The sequence below is a fragment of the Aeromonas sp. Marseille-Q5825 genome (genome assembly GCF_946892685.1).
Classification (GTDB): domain Bacteria; phylum Pseudomonadota; class Gammaproteobacteria; order Enterobacterales; family Aeromonadaceae; genus Aeromonas; species Aeromonas rivipollensis.
The window spans coordinates 55475-70769 of the sequence record NZ_CAMPOU010000003.1; the positions used below are offsets into that span (position 1 = coordinate 55475).

General features: G+C 58.4%; 14 protein-coding genes and 3 tRNA genes. 7 read left to right on the plus strand and 10 right to left on the minus strand.

What is annotated here, in order from left to right; genetic code table 11:
* The first annotated feature begins 165 nt into the window (after positions 1-165).
* Positions 166-420: a hypothetical protein gene (locus OC537_RS08615; RefSeq protein ID WP_041204490.1), complete on the plus strand. Its 255-nt coding sequence runs from the start codon at positions 166-168 to the stop codon at positions 418-420.
* 176 nt (positions 421-596) lie between these two features.
* On the opposite strand, the gene OC537_RS08620 is transcribed toward OC537_RS08615, so the two are convergent.
* Together OC537_RS08620 and OC537_RS08625 are read right to left on the minus strand one after the other, a co-directional pair.
* Positions 597-884, minus strand: coding sequence for a hypothetical protein (locus OC537_RS08620; RefSeq protein ID WP_139751440.1), 288 nt, complete (start codon positions 882-884; stop codon positions 597-599).
* A 113-nt stretch (positions 885-997) separates the two neighbouring features.
* Positions 998-2038, minus strand: a complete 1041-nt coding sequence (locus tag OC537_RS08625) for a diguanylate cyclase (protein ID WP_262110795.1) — start codon at positions 2036-2038, stop codon at positions 998-1000.
* Between the two features lie 1284 nt (positions 2039-3322).
* On the opposite strand from OC537_RS08625, the gene OC537_RS08630 reads away from it, so the two are divergent.
* On the plus strand, positions 3323-5317 hold the full coding sequence (locus tag OC537_RS08630; RefSeq protein ID WP_262110796.1) for an ATP-dependent nuclease: 1995 nt from the start codon (positions 3323-3325) through the stop codon (positions 5315-5317).
* Positions 5318-5922: 605 nt separating this feature from the next.
* Here OC537_RS08630 and OC537_RS08635 read toward each other — a convergent pair.
* Positions 5923-6543, minus strand: a complete 621-nt coding sequence (locus tag OC537_RS08635) for a hypothetical protein (protein ID WP_262110797.1) — start codon at positions 6541-6543, stop codon at positions 5923-5925.
* A 100-nt stretch (positions 6544-6643) separates the two neighbouring features.
* On the minus strand, positions 6644-8020 hold the full coding sequence (cysS, locus tag OC537_RS08640; protein WP_182310119.1) for a cysteine--tRNA ligase: 1377 nt from the start codon (positions 8018-8020) through the stop codon (positions 6644-6646).
* A gap of 203 nt (positions 8021-8223) precedes the next feature.
* On the opposite strand from cysS, the gene OC537_RS08645 reads away from it, so the two are divergent.
* From OC537_RS08645 to OC537_RS08660, 4 genes are all read left to right on the plus strand, one after another.
* Positions 8224-8721 carry a peptidylprolyl isomerase gene (locus tag OC537_RS08645; protein WP_025327420.1) on the plus strand — a complete coding sequence of 166 codons (498 nt, stop codon included), beginning with the start codon at positions 8224-8226 and terminating at the stop codon, positions 8719-8721.
* Entirely contained in the window at positions 8711-9424 is a 714-nt protein-coding gene (locus OC537_RS08650; RefSeq protein WP_262110798.1) for a DUF4269 domain-containing protein, read from the plus strand. Before OC537_RS08645 ends, OC537_RS08650 begins: the two co-directional genes overlap by 11 nt.
* Complete coding sequence (lpxH, locus tag OC537_RS08655; protein WP_106886425.1) at positions 9421-10149, plus strand: UDP-2,3-diacylglucosamine diphosphatase; 729 nt, start codon at positions 9421-9423, stop codon at positions 10147-10149. The genes OC537_RS08650 and lpxH overlap by 4 nt, the downstream gene beginning before the upstream one ends.
* Positions 10150-10268: 119 nt before the next feature.
* Entirely contained in the window at positions 10269-10517 is a 249-nt protein-coding gene (locus OC537_RS08660; RefSeq protein ID WP_025327423.1) for a GlsB/YeaQ/YmgE family stress response membrane protein, read from the plus strand.
* A 207-nt stretch (positions 10518-10724) separates the two neighbouring features.
* Here OC537_RS08660 and OC537_RS08665 read toward each other — a convergent pair whose 3' ends face one another.
* A complete protein-coding gene (locus OC537_RS08665) occupies positions 10725-11348 on the minus strand; it encodes a glutathione S-transferase family protein (RefSeq protein ID WP_262110799.1) in 624 nt (207 codons plus the stop codon).
* Positions 11349-11587: 239 nt separating this feature from the next.
* Here OC537_RS08665 and OC537_RS08670 point away from each other — a divergent pair, with 239 nt between their 5' ends.
* On the plus strand, positions 11588-11737 hold the full coding sequence (locus OC537_RS08670; protein WP_158318658.1) for a hypothetical protein: 150 nt from the start codon (positions 11588-11590) through the stop codon (positions 11735-11737).
* Positions 11738-11991: 254 nt separating this feature from the next.
* On the opposite strand, the gene OC537_RS08675 is transcribed toward OC537_RS08670, so the two are convergent.
* The 5 genes from OC537_RS08675 to uvrC form a co-directional block, all read right to left on the minus strand.
* Positions 11992-12078: transfer RNA gene (locus OC537_RS08675), tRNA-Leu, on the minus strand.
* 40 nt (positions 12079-12118) lie between these two features.
* Positions 12119-12192, minus strand: a tRNA-Cys gene (locus OC537_RS08680).
* Positions 12193-12227: 35 nt separating this feature from the next.
* Positions 12228-12303, minus strand: a tRNA-Gly gene (locus tag OC537_RS08685).
* 181 nt (positions 12304-12484) lie between these two features.
* The gene (gene pgsA, locus OC537_RS08690) at positions 12485-13039 is read right to left on the minus strand and encodes a CDP-diacylglycerol--glycerol-3-phosphate 3-phosphatidyltransferase (RefSeq protein ID WP_139436951.1); all 555 of its coding nucleotides are present in this window, start codon (positions 13037-13039) and stop codon (positions 12485-12487) included.
* Positions 13040-13332: 293 nt separating this feature from the next.
* Positions 13333-15186, minus strand: coding sequence for an excinuclease ABC subunit UvrC (uvrC, locus tag OC537_RS08695; RefSeq protein WP_168235364.1), 1854 nt, complete (start codon positions 15184-15186; stop codon positions 13333-13335).
* Positions 15187-15295: the final 109 nt, after the last annotated feature.

Below are 15295 nucleotides of genomic sequence, written 5' to 3' on the forward strand. Positions count from 1 at the left end.
CAATGGCGGCCAAGCCGTTGCGGCAACGCCCCTGGTGGCGCGCACGACGGCAAGCAGCCGGGCCCCCGTCCCCCAGGCACCATCCCCTATACCCCGGAGCCCATGGCACCGGCATCTCGTTTGAACAGATCAGGATTGGACATGCACGGCACAGTGAAGTGGTTGATGAGTATCTCGGTTTGCGCCCTGTTGATGGCGTGCGGTGGCGACAAGACCACGGGCAAGGCCTGTCTTGGCGCCAACAATGACTCTCTGGTGGAGGGGATGCAGGACAAATGCAAGGCGGGTGACACTGTGGCCACCAAGCACCCGGCCTATTTCTGCGACTTCAACTACGCCGTCGCCTACAACAGTTACAACTCCGCCATCTGCGTCTACTCGGGGGCATTGAAACCGGAGCGCACCACCGAGAAATCATGACTCGGGCAACCCTGCCAGGGGTTGCCATCAGGCAGCAAGGTGAGTGGCCCGAACCTTATGGCTCGGGCCCTTCGGGCCAAAAAGGGGCTTTATTTGACCCGCATCAGGCGGTGGCACCGCCCACCGAGCTCCAGCTGGACAACCTGGTAGCGGGCCATGGCATCGACCCGGGCCATCTATTTGACCCGCATCAGACGGTGGCACTGCCCACCGAGCTCCAGCTGGACAACCTGGGAGCGGGCCATGGCATCGACCCGGGCCAGCATCTCGGCGCTGTAGCCCTTGCGGTGCATCCACTGCATGGGCTCCTCGAAGCTGCCTTCGTTGACGATGAAGGTGTCTGTGTAGGCATCCTTGATGATGCTGACCACCCAGATGCGCTGCTGAAACTCGGAGAGCTCCGCAAAGAGGGTGGCCACTTTCGCCGCCAGGGCGCGGAGCTGGCCGATAACGCGGTTTGCCATGGTAGAGAGTGCCTGTGTTGAGGGAGACGCATCCTAGCATCCCGGGCGCGGGGGCAACAATGCGCGACATCAAAGCCGCGGCCCCTGGCCCCCTTGCCATGGGCAGGGGCGCCTCAGACGCAACCTGCCCGCCCCTCCAGCGCGCGGCGCTGGCGCTTGACCGCATACATGCGCGCATCGGCCTGGCGCAGGGCGTCGTCTATGCTGGTGTGCGCCGGATCTATGGCCACGGCCCCCACGCTGGCGCCGGGATAGTCCAGCACCCGGGAGGGGATAGGCACTTGAAAAACGCTCTGCTCGAACAACCGGCGCTGGAAACCCTGCACCGCCCCCTCGACCGTCTCATGCCCTTGATGAGGCCCCATGCCCACCACGACGAACTCGTCCCCCCCGACCCGCGCCAGCAGATCGCCGCCGCGCAGGGCCGCCGACAGTTGCTGCGCCATGGTGATCAGCAGCTTGTCCCCCGCCTCGTGACCGTGGGTATCGTTGATCTGCTTGAAGCCATCGAGATCGATAAAGGCGATGAGCACAGGGTGCCCGGCCCGCTCCGATAGGGAAAACAGGCGAGCCAGCTCCTGCATCAGCGCCCGCCGGTTCGGCAGGCCGGTCAGGGGATCGCTGAGGGCCTGGCGCGCCAGCTCCTGGTTGGCCTGCTGCAACTGCTGCAGCAACTGCTCCCGCTCCACATGCTCGGCGATCAACCGGGCGAAGAAGCCGATAAGCTGCTCTGAGCCCGCCACGAAGGGCTTGCGCTCGGCGCTGGCGGCGCACAGGGTGCCATAGAGCGACCCCGAGGGTGTGCGCACCGGGCTGCTCAGATAGGTGCGAATGCCCATGATCCTGGCCGCATCCGAATCGCCCCAGCACTCGGCCACATTGTCGGTGAACATGCGCCCCTCATCGATGGCACGCCGGCACAAGGTATCGCTCCAGTCCACCGTGATCCCCTCCGGGATCTGCAGCCCGGCCACCTCGTTGGCATTCTTGGCATAGCGGATGCTCTGGGTGCCCTGCTCGACATCAATCTGGGTGAGATAGGTCGACTCCAGCCCGGTCACCGCCTCGAGCATTTCCAGCAGGGGCCGGGTCAGGCTCTCCAGATCCCGCGCCTGCGTGACCCGCTCCGACAGGGTCTGCAATATCTTGTCCATGCCTCTCTCCACTGCCTGCATGTGATGGGCGACCACCTTAGCCAACCCGGGGCACGCCAGACAAGTGCGAGAAAGGGGTAGGCCGGGGAAATATCGGCCCGTTCACACTTTGGCGGGTCACGCCTGAGGCCCCGCCCCACCCCAGGCTTGCGACCGTAACTTTGAACCAGCGCAAAAAACCTGTCGATTCTGACACTTGGGTCAGCAATATCCGTGGATCGGGCCCCGTCGGCTCCGTAGGATGGGGGTGGGTGCCCGTTGGCCCCTGTTTTGTCCCGTCGGGTCAGCGGCGCATTGTGGTAGCGAGAGCCAGGGGCGGTAGCGTCGTTGGCGGATGCCAGCCCGGCATCCAGCACCTCGGCAAGGTGCGAGGGCTCCACCCTCGATGGGGTTTCCGACGGCCCCGGGACCCGGGACAAGTAGGGTCGAGTTGAGTCGATTAGCGAAGCGTAATCGGCCGCGGTAACAGTCCCCTCGCCCCAACGGGAGAGGCGTAGGGTGCAATAAGCGGAGCGCATTGCACCAGGGTAACAATTCCCTCTCCCCTTGCGGGAGAGGGTCAGGGTGAGGGGTCGCCATCCTCTTTGGCATGGCTTCGCCAGTAGGGTCGATTAGCGAAGCGTAATCGTCCGCGGTAACAGTCCCCTCCCCCCTTGTGGGAGAGGGTTAGGGTGAGGGGTTGGGTAACTTGGGCATGGCTTCGCCATGCAGGACACGAGGGCACTGCCCTCGACAGGGTTTCGGCTTGGTCCCCTCTCCCCTTGGGGGAGAGGGCCAGGGTGAGGGGTCGGTAACGGCATTGCCTGGCGAATGCCCCCCCACGCCATAATGGCACGGCTTCGCCATGCAGGACACGAGGGCGCTGCCCTCGACGGGGTTTCGCCCGCCCTTCGGGCTGAGGCGAGTGACTTTTCTTTGCGTGGCCAAAGAAAAGTCACCAAAAGAAAGGCCACCCCCACTTGTTCGCCCTCCTGCGTCGGGTTCCCTCGGTTCACCCCTTTGTCCGACGGCACGCGCCGATGGGCCATCCCTGGCCCAGCGCCGCTCGCTCGGCATCCTGCCTCGCGGCCTGGACAAACGGGCTCACCTCGGCGAACAACAGGGGGCAACACCCAACCCACAGCATCGAGGCCAGTTAACACACCCGTTATTTCAGGAGGTCGTCTTAAATTGAAAGACCAATAGTGAGCTATTTCGCTGTGATAACACCTTAATTTCTCGAATGTCCGATTACACTTCGCTGGTCGAACTTACAATTTGCATTTAAGTTAAGAGATTACAAAGATGATTATTGGTTTATTTTTGAAACACATTAAAGCATACAAAGGAATCTCATTCATTCCGATTGGTTCAAAGTATGGTTTCGTTTCATATGTGGGAGAAAATGGTGTTGGTAAAAGTTCCATCCTAGAAGCACTAAATTCATTCTTTAACGACAAACCATACCCTATAAATAAGGATGGGAAACGAGATGGATTAACCACCGTCGGAAATGAACCATTTATATCGCCTATATTTTTAATCAAGAAGACTAAAGTGCCACGACAAAAGAAGGAGTTTGAGAGGATAAGTAAATACTTCTGGGAGGTACAGAAAAATACATTACATAGTGGAGTTAGAGGCTCCATGAATGACTTCTTTGAAATCAGGAGTCAGCTATTAGAGCAGAAAGGAATATCCATTGACTCTCATTACCTAATAGTTGCTGGTGAGTCGGAGATACAGTCTAACGTACCACGGTTATATTTTGCCAGTTTCCATGGCGAGGAAAATTTCCTTTCATACATGCTGGATGAAGAAAAAGTCAATAGCGAACCCCAAGAAAAAAGGGAAACAACAAGCAATAGAAAAGAAAGATTATCTAAATTACTGTCTAATTCTGATTGGAAGAAATTTCATAGCGAGCTAAAGGGTCTTTATTCCTTCATATATTTCCCTGTGGAAATAGAGGTTGAAAGCTTTACAAAAATTGAAACTACAGAAATGCAGAAAGTTTTTGACAAACAGTTAAAGGCTGAAATAGAAAAATCATTAAACACGGTTAACTTCAATAATCAAGGGGGGATTAATAAAACACTAGGTAATTTTGTATCTGAAATTGAAGTAATACTAGAGAAAGAATATTGCTATCATACAGGGCAAGATCGAAACAATTCAGTAACCAAGGCTGACCTAGTAAATAAGATCTTAGAAGTTTATTTTCAGAAAAGAGTTCTGCATAGAAGAAGCGGGGATTCGTTAACAAAAGTTAATGAACTAAGCGCAGGTGAAAAAAGGCAAGCATTAATAAATTTAGTTTATGCTTTTCTAAAAAGAAACTCTGAAAGAGATAGAATGGTCATTATAGGGATAGATGAACCCGAAAACTCACTACACACATCATTATGCTATGAACAATTTGAAAAACTAAAGGAAATATCCGCCAGCAATCAAATTTTAGTGACAACTCACTGGTATGGTTTTCTGCCAATTATAAGTAAGGGTCATAGCCATTTTCTTACTCAGGTCGATAAAAAGATACTTTTTGAAAGCTTTGACCTATATGACTATAGATCACAATTAAAAAAAGAAATTGAAGCGTCTAGAAATACACTCCCCAAAGACTGCACCCTGAAAAGTACATATGATTTAGTTCAATCTATATTTTACTCATTGAAGATGCCCACACCATATAACTGGATTGTTTGTGAAGGGGTAAGTGAAAAAATTTACTTTGAAAGCTTTTTCAAAGAAGAAATTGAAAACAAAAATCTTAGAATATTACCAATGGGCGGCCAATCGAAAGTAATTAGATTGTATAAATATTTAGAAACTCCCATGGCAGAAGAAAATACCAATGGAAAAGTTTTCTGCTTAATCGATACAGACAACACAAGATGCGAAGAAATAAATGCCGGCAGTAAAACCTTAAAAATTAGACGCCTAAGCAACAAGGGCGAAATGGACAAAACTCATTTATTGCCGTTGGTTCACTCCGACACATATAAAACAGATATAGAGCAAGCCCTTAACCCTATCATTTTCTCCATTACTTTAAAGACCATGCAGACATCCGAAGACCTAAGGGAAATACAAGCAACCAACCTCAATGGAAATACAGACTTTATAAAGAATTTCAAAAACCTTAAACTCGAAGAATTTTTCCATTCAAATGATGGAGGAAATAAAATTATTTTCGCAGAAAAGTATATTGAAGCATCCACAAACTATGAAGAAGATTTCGATGGTGCAGATGTTACTCCTGAGTGGATTAAAGAAATAAAACAATTTTTCCAGTAAAAAATGCAGTCTTAAGCTGCAGTTTTTCTATTTTCCAAATTCTCTTCCACTCAAACCTGTGCCCGATTTGGCCAACGGCTTGGCACCTGTTGCGAGATAGGCTGTCAGTTAACAATTAAGGCTACGGGCGAGCACGGTATTGGCTCCCCCTGCAAACCGCCGAGTCGAGTTCAACGGGGCAGGAGCGCCATCAGGGATGATGGCGCAGCCGCAGTCGGCACAGGGATGTGCAGTCTGCGGCGCTCCGTCCGACCCGTTGGACGAGACGAGGGAACCCGCGAAGCGGGTGGTTTGCCGGGGGAGAAGACCTTTGGTGACTTTGGGTCTTTCCAAAGTCACTCGCCCCAGCCCGAAGGGCGGGCGAAACCCTGTCGAGGGCAGCGCCCTCGTGTCCTGCATGGCAAAGCCATGCCATCCAAGCGTTGGCTGGCATTTCGCCGAGGAATGATGTTAGCTACCCCTCACCCTGACCCTCTCCCCCAAGGGGAGAGGGGATCTGACCGAAGGATGCCGTGACTTCACGGCAGGGCACAATCAAAAACCGCAGCCTTGAGCTGCGGTTTTTATTTCTATTCCCCAAACACGCTTTGACCCAAGGCAAAGCCCTATTTCCCCAACCCCTTGCACTGCGCTGCCCCTGCGGCGGGATAGGCGGCGAGCGTCTCAACGAGGGCGGCGCGCAGGCTGCCGGATTGGCAGAAATCGCAGCTGCCGCCAGCATCGATGTCGGTGATGCGGGCGCCTTGCGGCCCCTCCTTCACCAGATAGGTGCTGACAAAACGGTAGGTGCCGCTGGTGGCGTCGAGCGGGGTGCCCGGCTCACCGAAGGTGAAGCTGATCTTGACCTTGCTCTCCCCCTGATGGCCCGGGATCGGGCTGGACGAGAGGATCTGCGAGCCCAGCAGGTGATCCCAGGCATTGGGCAGGAAGGGGTTGCCCTCGACGAAGGGGGGCTTCTCGTCCGGGGCTTCGCGAGTGGCTATCTCCCGCGCCCTGGAGGCGGCATTGAGCAGGCAGAGCAGCTCGGGGGAGACGATATTGGGCAACGCACCGCCCAGGTCTGCCTGATAGAGGCCGCTCGGTTTGACGCTGCGCTCCCAGACCAGAAACTCGGCCACCTTGGCACGGGCACTGGTCGTCGGTTCCAGCACTCCGCTGGTGGCGGTGCCGGCGTGGGCCGGAACAGACAAGGCAAACGCCAGCAAGGGCCAGCCAGGTATCTTCATGGTGCCATCTTCCTTATGTTCGATTGCATGGACGGAGCGCCCTGAAAAAAAAACGCAGCCCAAGGGCTGCGCTCTGCGTCAGGTCGTCAACCGGCGAGCCTCAGGCACGGCGCCAGCTGGTCTTGCCGGCGCTGTCTTCCAGCACGATGCCCATCTCGGTGAGACGGTTGCGGGCGGCGTCGGCGGCGGCCCAGTTCTTGTCGGCGCGGGCCTGGTTGCGCTGGGCGATCAGTTGCTCGATCTCGGCCACTTCGTCGTCCGCTTCGCCACCCTTCAAGAAGGCATCCGGGTCTTGTTGCAGAATGCCGAGCACGGCGCCCAGTTCCCGCAGGCGGGCACCGAGGCCTGCGGCGACATTGATGTCTTCAGCCTTCTGGCGGTTGATCTCGCGCACCAGATCGAACAGGGCGGAGTAGGCTTCCGGGGTGTTGAAGTCGTCGTCCATGGCATCGACAAAGCGAGCCACCTGCTCGTCACCACCGGCGGCGGCAGCGGCAGGCAGGTCGCGCAGGGCGGTATACATCCGCTCCAGGGCAGCCCGGGCCTGCTTCAGGTTGTCTTCCGAGTAGTTGAGCTGGCTGCGGTAGTGGCCGGACATCAGGAAGTAGCGCACGGTTTCGGCGTCAAAATGGGCCAGGACGTCGCGGATGGTAAAGAAGTTGCCAAGGGACTTGGACATCTTCTCTTTGTCTACCATCACCATGCCGCTGTGCATCCAGGTGTTGACGTAGTCGCCACCGTGGGCGCAGCAGGACTGGGCTATTTCGTTCTCGTGGTGGGGGAACTGCAGATCGGAGCCGCCGCCGTGGATGTCGAAGTGGTTCCCAAGGTGCTTGGAGTTCATGGCGGAGCACTCTATGTGCCAGCCGGGGCGACCCGGGCCCCAGGGGCTGTCCCAGGTCGGCTCGCCGGGCTTGGACATCTTCCACAGCACGAAGTCGAGCGGGTTGCGCTTGGCTTCGACCACGTCGACCCGGGCGCCGGCCTGCAGTTGCTCCAGATCCTGGCCAGAAAGCTTGCCGTAGTCGGCGAAGGACTCGACGATGAACATCACATCGCCGTTGTCCGCCACGTAGGCGTGCTCTTTCTCCAGCAGGGTTTCGACCAGGGCGATGATTTCATGGATGTGCTGGGTGGCGCGGGGCTCGATGTCCGGGCGCAGCATGCCGAGGGCATCAAAATCCTGGTGCATGTCGCCGATCAGGCGCTCGGTGAGGTCGTCACAGGTGACCCGGGTCTCGGCAGCGCGCTTGATGATCTTGTCATCCACGTCGGTGATGTTGCGCACATAGGTGAGATCGTAACCGGCGTAACGCAGGTAACGGGCCACCACATCGAAGGAGACGAAGGTGCGGCCGTGGCCGATATGACAGTGATCGTAGATGGTGACGCCACACACATACATGCCCACCTTGCCCGGGTGGATAGGTTTGAATTCTTCTTTTTGACGAGTGAGTGTGTTGTATATCTTCAGCATCTTATGACCACTGCCTGTGAGTAAAATGGCCTGACATTCTAACCGCATCCGGTGGAGAAAACGAGGCAGAAAAAGCGCCGGATCCCCCATGCCATCTATGCCGCAGCCCCTTGATGGGCTAGAATTGCCACCACTTTAGGCCATAGCCCATGCAACAGCCGCGAGCCGGCTTCGTGCTCGCGCAACATTTGAAAGGACATATCATGGTTACTCTGCACACCAACCACGGCGACATCACCCTGACCCTGAACGCGGAAAAAGCCCCCGAGACCGTGGCCAACTTCCTGCAATACTGCCGTGACGGTCACTACGACAACACCATCTTCCACCGCGTCATCGACGGCTTCATGATCCAGGGCGGCGGTTATGCCCCTGGCTTCGAAGAGAAAGAGACCCGCGCCTCCATCAAGAACGAGGCGGCCAACGGCTTGTCCAACAAGATTGGCACCATCGCCATGGCCCGCACCTCGGAGCCGCACTCCGCCAGCGCCCAGTTCTTCATCAACGTGAACAACAACGACTTCCTGGACTTCAAGTCCCCCACCACCCAGGGCTTCGGCTACTGCGTGTTCGGTGAAGTCACCGCCGGCATGGACGTGGTCAACAAGATCAAGGGCGTCAAGACCGGCAACTACGGCCGCATGCATCAAGACGTGCCGACCGAAGACGTCGTCATCACCAAGGTGACCCTTGCTGAGTGATTGTCGCCTTCTGCGCACTGATATAACTGCGGCCCCGGCCGCAGTTTTTCCATCTGCGCAGGCCACCCCTGCCAACTGGCGCCGCCTCGACTATCTGGCCCAGGGCAATCCCCGCCAGCGCTCCGCCCATGCCCTGCTCAACGCAGGCTGCTGGGATGCGCTGGGGCGCCTGTGCCAGGACCTGGCGCTGGTGAGCACTGTCGCCATCGGGCTCGACAGGCCCGGCAGCGATCTCGACATCCTCTGCCAGCACCCTGATCCCGCGCGCCTCGCCACCCTCTTGCGTGAGCAGGGCTGGACGGCCAGCGACAAGGGGCACCAGGTGTGGCTGCTGGAACAGACCCTGACAGGCCCGGACCAGACACGCTGGCCAGTGGAGCTCTATGTCACCCAAGCCCCGCTTGAGACGCTCAACGGCTGGCGTCACCTCAGCCTGATGGCCGCCCTGCTGGGACACTTTGGCCACGACTTCTATCAGGCCGTGCTGCGCCTTCGACTCGAGTCAGGACTCAAAGGAGAGGCAGCCATCTGCCGTCTGCTTGGCCTTGGCGGCGATCCTTACGCCGCGCTGCTGACCCTGGAGGGGCGCGACCTTGCCGCGCTCCACTGGCAGGCACAATCCCAGTGCGACTCGTCCACCCCGGCAGACTCCCCTGCCCCCCTTTGCCCGGAACCCATCAAGAGCACTCATCCCACATCATGAGCACCCTTTTTATCAGTGACATTCACCTGTGCGCCCAGCGGCCCGACATGACAGCCGCACTGGTGCGTTTTCTCGAGCGCGACGCCCCCAAGGCCGATGCCCTCTATGTGCTGGGAGATCTGTTCGAATTCTGGATTGGCGACGACGATCCCAACCCGCTCCACAGCCAGGTGGCCGAGGCCTTCCTGGCACTGAGCCGGCAGGACGTGCCCATCTACTTCATCCACGGCAACCGCGACTTCCTGCTGGGCAAGGCCTTTGCCAAACGGGCGGGCATGACGCTGCTTGGCGACCCTTGCGTCATCGATCTCTACGGGGAGCGGGTGCTGCTGAGCCATGGGGACCTGCTCTGCACCCTGGATGAGGGCTATCAGAAGTTTCGCCGCATCACCCAGCAAAAATGGCTGCGCTGGCTCTTCCTGCGCCTGCCGCTGGCCCGCCGCCAGATCATCGCCTGCAAGATGCGTGGCCAGAGCCAGATGGAGAATGCCGGCAAACCACAGACCATCATGGATGTGACCCCGGCGGCGGTCGATGCGCTGCTGCGCCAGCATGGCTGCCGGCTGCTTATCCATGGCCACACCCACAGACCCGCCGTCCATGACTTCATGCTGGACGGCAAGCCGGCGCGGCGCATAGTGCTGGGAGACTGGTTCGAGCAAGGGTCCGTGCTGAGCTGCTCCCCGCAGGGCCAGCGCCTCGAGAGTCGCCCCCTCCCCGAGTGACGGTCCCCCTCGGGGATGAGGGGTGCCCATATGACAACGTCTGTCCCCCTCCCCGAGCAGGATGCAACGCAGAACCCTGCATATACTCTGTGTCTCTGCACACAAATGAGGACTAAATGATGGGATTTCTTACCTGGGTTGTATTGGGATTGATCGTCGGCATCCTGGCCAAATGGATAATGCCGGGCAAGGATGGGGGCGGTTTCTTCATGACGGTGATCCTGGGGGTCATAGGCGCCATGGTGGGTGGTTACATCGGCACCCTGCTGGGCATGGGAACGGTGACCGGCTTCAACCTGCCGAGCATACTTATCGCCACAGTGGGTGCCTTGATAGTGCTGTTTTTCTACAACAAGATCCGCAGCTGAGCCGCTGAGCTCGCCCCTGTCAGCACTCGCTGTGTATGCCCCCGTGCCAGGATCCGAAACCTTGGGTTTCGGATTTTTTATGGGCGCTCCGCCCCTTTCGCCTCCGGCGCAGCTGGCAGCCCAACCCAGGCGCCGGGGTTCTGGCGTGAAGCGCTGACGTATAGAGGTGGGCAAGGTGCGGCACTGGTGCAGATCTGGTGCTTGCGCCTATGGGATCCCGTTATTGCCATACAGACAGAAACCGGGGCGCTCGCTCAATCGCTCGTAGTAATCGCTCACCGCCGCGAGTGGCGGGCGCTCGAAGGGGGTATGGAACCAGCGATTCACCGACAGGCCGACGGGAATGTCCGCCAGCGAGAAGCGGCTCTCGGCAACATAGCCGCCGGTAGCCTCAAGCTGCCTGTCCAGGATCTGCATGTACCTGGACCACTCGGCACAACTCGCCTCCATCGCCTGGCTGTGCTGATGGGCGGGGGAGTGCCTCACCAGCGACATGAAGGCGTAGCTCCAGGCGCGGTTCAAATCCGACGACTGCCAATCCATCCATTGATCGACCCTGGCCCTTGCCCGCGCCTCGGCGGGATAGAGCGAGCCGTCACCATAGCGCGTCGCCAGATATCGGATGATGCTGTTCGATTCCCACAGGGTGAAGTCCCCATCTCTCATGACCGGCACCATCCCGTTGGGATTCAACGCCAGGAACTCGGCACTCCGGGTGGACTGAAAACCGCTCCCCCACTCCTCCCGCTCGAAGGGAAGCTCCAGCTCGGCGCAGGTCCACAACACCTTGCGCACATTGATTGACGACCCCTTGCCCAGTATCAGTACCATATCTTCGTCCTTGTGTGAGAAGGGCCCAGCTTCCATCAAGGGGAGAGCGCCGGTCAAGGGGAGAGCCATGACTGCAGTTGGCCCATGTGACTGGCTCATGGACCGCCCTGGGGCATGACCTGAGCGGGGTGAGCCACAGATGAAAAAGAGGCGGTGGGCTAAACTCATGCTTGCTTGTCCGGCTTGACCGGCTCCTTCAGAGCGGCCGCGGGACAGGCCAAGCAGTAAAGGACAACATCATGAAAATATGGAAAATCTGCCTGATAGCAGCGCAGCTCTTGCTGGTTGCCTGCGCCTCCTCCGACGGCTCGGGTCCTCCCCCGACCGGGGACGACGGCAGCAACGCCGGCGGCAAGAGCGGGGGTGGCAGCAGCTACCTGACCTATTAGCCAGGCCATCGCCCCTGCAAACCGAGGCTCAGTCAGGCCCCAACGTCTAATACGACAAGACCAGAAAGCGCCGGCAGCCCGCCGGCGCTTTTCGTCTCGCCAATCGGTGATGCCCTGCCCGACGACCATGCGCACAATGACCCAAAGAAGGGGCAGAACAGCGCCATCTGGAGCAAAGGTGGACACGGAGGAAAAACAAAAAGGCCACTATCGCTAGTGGCCTTCGTAAGTCTTTGATTGCTTTCTTCAATAACTGGTGCCTGAGGCCGGAATCGAACCGGCACGACGCGAACGTCGAGGGATTTTAAATCCCTTGTGTCTACCGATTTCACCACTCAGGCACCGCAATCGGTATCAAGTCCGCGGGCGGGCTTGTCAATATGGAGGCACGTTCCGGAGTCGAACCGGACTAAACGGATTTGCAATCCGCTGCATAACCGCTTTGCTAACGCGCCATGCAAAAGAGAGTTGGCTCTCTATTGTCTGAATTTGGAGCGGGAAACGAGACTCGAACTCGCGACCCCGACCTTGGCAAGGTCGTGCTCTACCAACTGAGCTATTCCCGCATCGGTCTGGCTGACTGCCTGACTACGAGAACGCATTCTAGCGATGTTCCTCGTCCAGTCAACCAAAAACATTTAATACTCTGATCGTTCGGGCATTTTTTGCCCTTCTCCCACACTTTTGCCACTCATGGCCGTTTCTCTGCCCCAACGGCAAGGAAACGGCCATTTGCCCATGGGAGGACTAGAAGCGGGAGTGGTAGGTCAGATCGCCCCAGGCGGCCTTCATGTACTGGAACATGGACCAGAAGGTGAGCACGGTGGCGACATAGAGCAGCACGTAGGCGAGCCACACCATCCAGATGTCGTATTGCCAGATGAGGCCGGTGAGCGACACCATCTGGATCATGGTCTTCCACTTGCCAATCCAGCTGACCGCCACCGAGGAGCGCTTGCCGAGCTCCGCCATCCATTCGCGCAGGGCGGAGATGATAATCTCGCGGCCAATCATGGTCATGGCCGGGATGGTGACCCAGATGGTGTTGTAGTGTTCGACGATGACCACCAGGGCGGCCGCCACCATGATCTTGTCGGCAACAGGATCGAGGAAGGCGCCAAAGGCGGTGGACTGGTTCAGCTTGCGGGCGAGATAACCATCAAACCAGTCGGTCGCGGCCGCCAGGATGAAGACAAGCGCGGCCGCCAGGTAGGACCACTGATAGGGAAGGTAGAACAGGATGACGAAGACGGGGATGAGCAAAATCCGAAAAAACGTCAGCAGGTTAGGAATATTTGTCATTATTTTCAGCCACTTCTTGTATGCCGCTACATGGTAGCCCCAAGCCGATTACCGTTGCAACCGGACAGGCGCCCGCCTTGGTCTATTAATCCGTCAATAACCTCAGGATGCATGCCATTATGGCATTTGCGGGCCCCCTGCGTCACGGCTCTTGTGCGGCCGGAGCCGGTTTGCGGGATCCACATCAACTGCAAGCCACTCTGGGTAGCCCTGGTCAGACCCGCTCCTGACTGATGCCGGATATCCGATTGCTCCGAACGCCGCCAGCCCGGAATAAGCCTGTTTATTCAGGGTTAGAGCGAGTGCAGGGCGTCATGAATGGACTGGGCAAGCTCCTGGCTGATACCGGGCACCTTGGCAAGCTCGTCCACCCCCGCCTTCTTCACCTCCTGTAAGCCGCCCAGATATTTGAGCAGCGCCTGCCGCCGCTTGGGCCCCACCCCCGGGATGTCCTCCAGGGTACTGGTGGTGCGGGCCTTGGCTCGGCGGGCCCTGTGGCCCGTGATGGCAAAACGGTGGGATTCGTCGCGAATGTGCTGGATAAGGTGCAAAGCTGGCATATCTGCCGGCAAGTGCAGCTCTTCGTGGCTCTCCCCCATGATCAGGGTCTCCAGCCCCGCCTTGCGGGTCACCCCCTTGGCGATACCCACCAGCAGCGGGTATTTGCCGCCGAGAAACTCCAGTTGGCGGGCCAGGATCTCTTCGGCGCGGCGCAACTGGCCGAGGCCGCCGTCGATGAAGAGCACGTCAGGCACCTTGTCCGGCTCCTGCTGCTTGCCAAAGCGCCGCTCCAGCGCCTGCTCCATGGCGGCGTAGTCATCGCCCCCCGTGATGCCGTCGATGTTGAAGCGGCGATATTCCGACGAAAGCGGCCCTTCCCGGTTGAACACCACGCAGGAGGCCACGGTGCGCTCCCCCATGGTGTGGGAGATGTCGAAACACTCCATGCGGGCTATGGGTCGCTCGAGCTCCAGCAACTCCTCCAGCTGGTCGTAGCGGGCTGTGATGGTGCTCTTGTGGGCGAGACGCGAGCGCAGCGCCGTCTGCGCGTTGATGGAGGCGAGCTTGATAAAGCGGGCCCGTTCGCTGCGGGTGCGGCTCTGCACCCGCACCTTGTAACCGGCTGTCTGGCTCAGGGTCTCGGCGATCACCGCCTCGTCTTCCAGCGCCACATCCAGCAGCACCTCGCTCGGGATCTGCCTGCCCCCCTGCCCCGACAGATAGAACTGCAGCAGGAAGGATTGCACCACCTCGTCGAGGGGGGTATCGGCCGGCACCTTGGGGAAGTAGCTGCGCGAGCCGAGCACCTTGCCCTGACGGATGAAGAGCACGTGGATGCAGGCCGCCCCCTGATCGAAGGCCACCCCCACCACATCCAGCTCGTCCAGCACGTTGCCACTCACCGACTGCTGCTCGGTGACCCGGCGCAGGGCCTGGATCTGATCCCGGTAGCGGGCCGCCTCCTCGAAGCGCAGATCGCCGCTGGCGGACTCCATCTTGCCCACCAGCTCCCCTATCACCTGCTGGTTCTTGCCCGCCAGGAACAGCTTGGCCAGCTCCACCTGCTGGGCATACTCGGCCTCGCTCACCAGACCGGCGACACAAGGACCGGCGCAGCGCTTGAGCTGATAGAGCAGGCAGGGACGGGTGCGGTTGGCATAGACAGCATCCTCGCACTGACGCACCGGGAAGATCTTCTGCATCAGGTGCAGGCTCTCGCGCACGGCGCCGCCGGAGGGATATGGACCGAAGTACTCCCCCTTCACCTTGCGGGCACCGCGATGCACGCCGATGCGGGGATGCAGGTGCGCCGTGATGATGATCCAGGGGTAGGACTTGTCATCCCGCAGCAGCACGTTGTAGCGCGGCTGGTACTGCTTGATGAGGTTGTGCTCGAGGATCAGCGCCTCTGTCTCTGTGTGGGTGACAGTAACCTGGATGTCGGCTATCTGGCGCACCAGGGTGCGGGTCTTGATGCTGTCGACATTGGTGCGAAAGTAGGAGGCGAGCCGCTTTTTCAGATCCTTGGCCTTGCCCACGTAGATGACAGTGCCGCCGCCGTCATACATGCGGTAGACGCCGCTCTGGTGAGTCACGGCACTCAGAAAGGCCTTGCTGTCAAAAAGGGGCTCGGGAGAGAGGGTCATCGGCAACTCGACTCAACGGATGAATGCAAAAAGACGGGGGAAGCATACTGCGCCCACAGACTGAAAAGCAAAAGGGGCTGAAAAAGCAAAAGGCGGCCGGTGCCGCCTT

Coding starts and splice junctions, on each gene's coding strand:
- OC537_RS08615 (WP_041204490.1), top strand. CDS start 166: ATGAGTATCTCGGTTTGCGCCCTGTTGATGGCGTGCGGTGGCGACAAG.
- OC537_RS08620 (WP_139751440.1), bottom strand. CDS start 884: ATGGCAAACCGCGTTATCGGCCAGCTCCGCGCCCTGGCGGCGAAAGTG.
- OC537_RS08625 (WP_262110795.1), bottom strand. CDS start 2,038: ATGGACAAGATATTGCAGACCCTGTCGGAGCGGGTCACGCAGGCGCGG.
- OC537_RS08630 (WP_262110796.1), top strand. CDS start 3,323: ATGATTATTGGTTTATTTTTGAAACACATTAAAGCATACAAAGGAATC.
- OC537_RS08635 (WP_262110797.1), bottom strand. CDS start 6,543: ATGAAGATACCTGGCTGGCCCTTGCTGGCGTTTGCCTTGTCTGTTCCG.
- cysS (WP_182310119.1), bottom strand. CDS start 8,020: ATGCTGAAGATATACAACACACTCACTCGTCAAAAAGAAGAATTCAAA.
- OC537_RS08645 (WP_025327420.1), top strand. CDS start 8,224: ATGGTTACTCTGCACACCAACCACGGCGACATCACCCTGACCCTGAAC.
- lpxH (WP_106886425.1), top strand. CDS start 9,421: ATGAGCACCCTTTTTATCAGTGACATTCACCTGTGCGCCCAGCGGCCC.
- OC537_RS08660 (WP_025327423.1), top strand. CDS start 10,269: ATGGGATTTCTTACCTGGGTTGTATTGGGATTGATCGTCGGCATCCTG.
- OC537_RS08665 (WP_262110799.1), bottom strand. CDS start 11,348: ATGGTACTGATACTGGGCAAGGGGTCGTCAATCAATGTGCGCAAGGTG.
- OC537_RS08670 (WP_158318658.1), top strand. CDS start 11,588: ATGAAAATATGGAAAATCTGCCTGATAGCAGCGCAGCTCTTGCTGGTT.
- pgsA (WP_139436951.1), bottom strand. CDS start 13,039: ATGACAAATATTCCTAACCTGCTGACGTTTTTTCGGATTTTGCTCATC.
- uvrC (WP_168235364.1), bottom strand. CDS start 15,186: ATGACCCTCTCTCCCGAGCCCCTTTTTGACAGCAAGGCCTTTCTGAGT.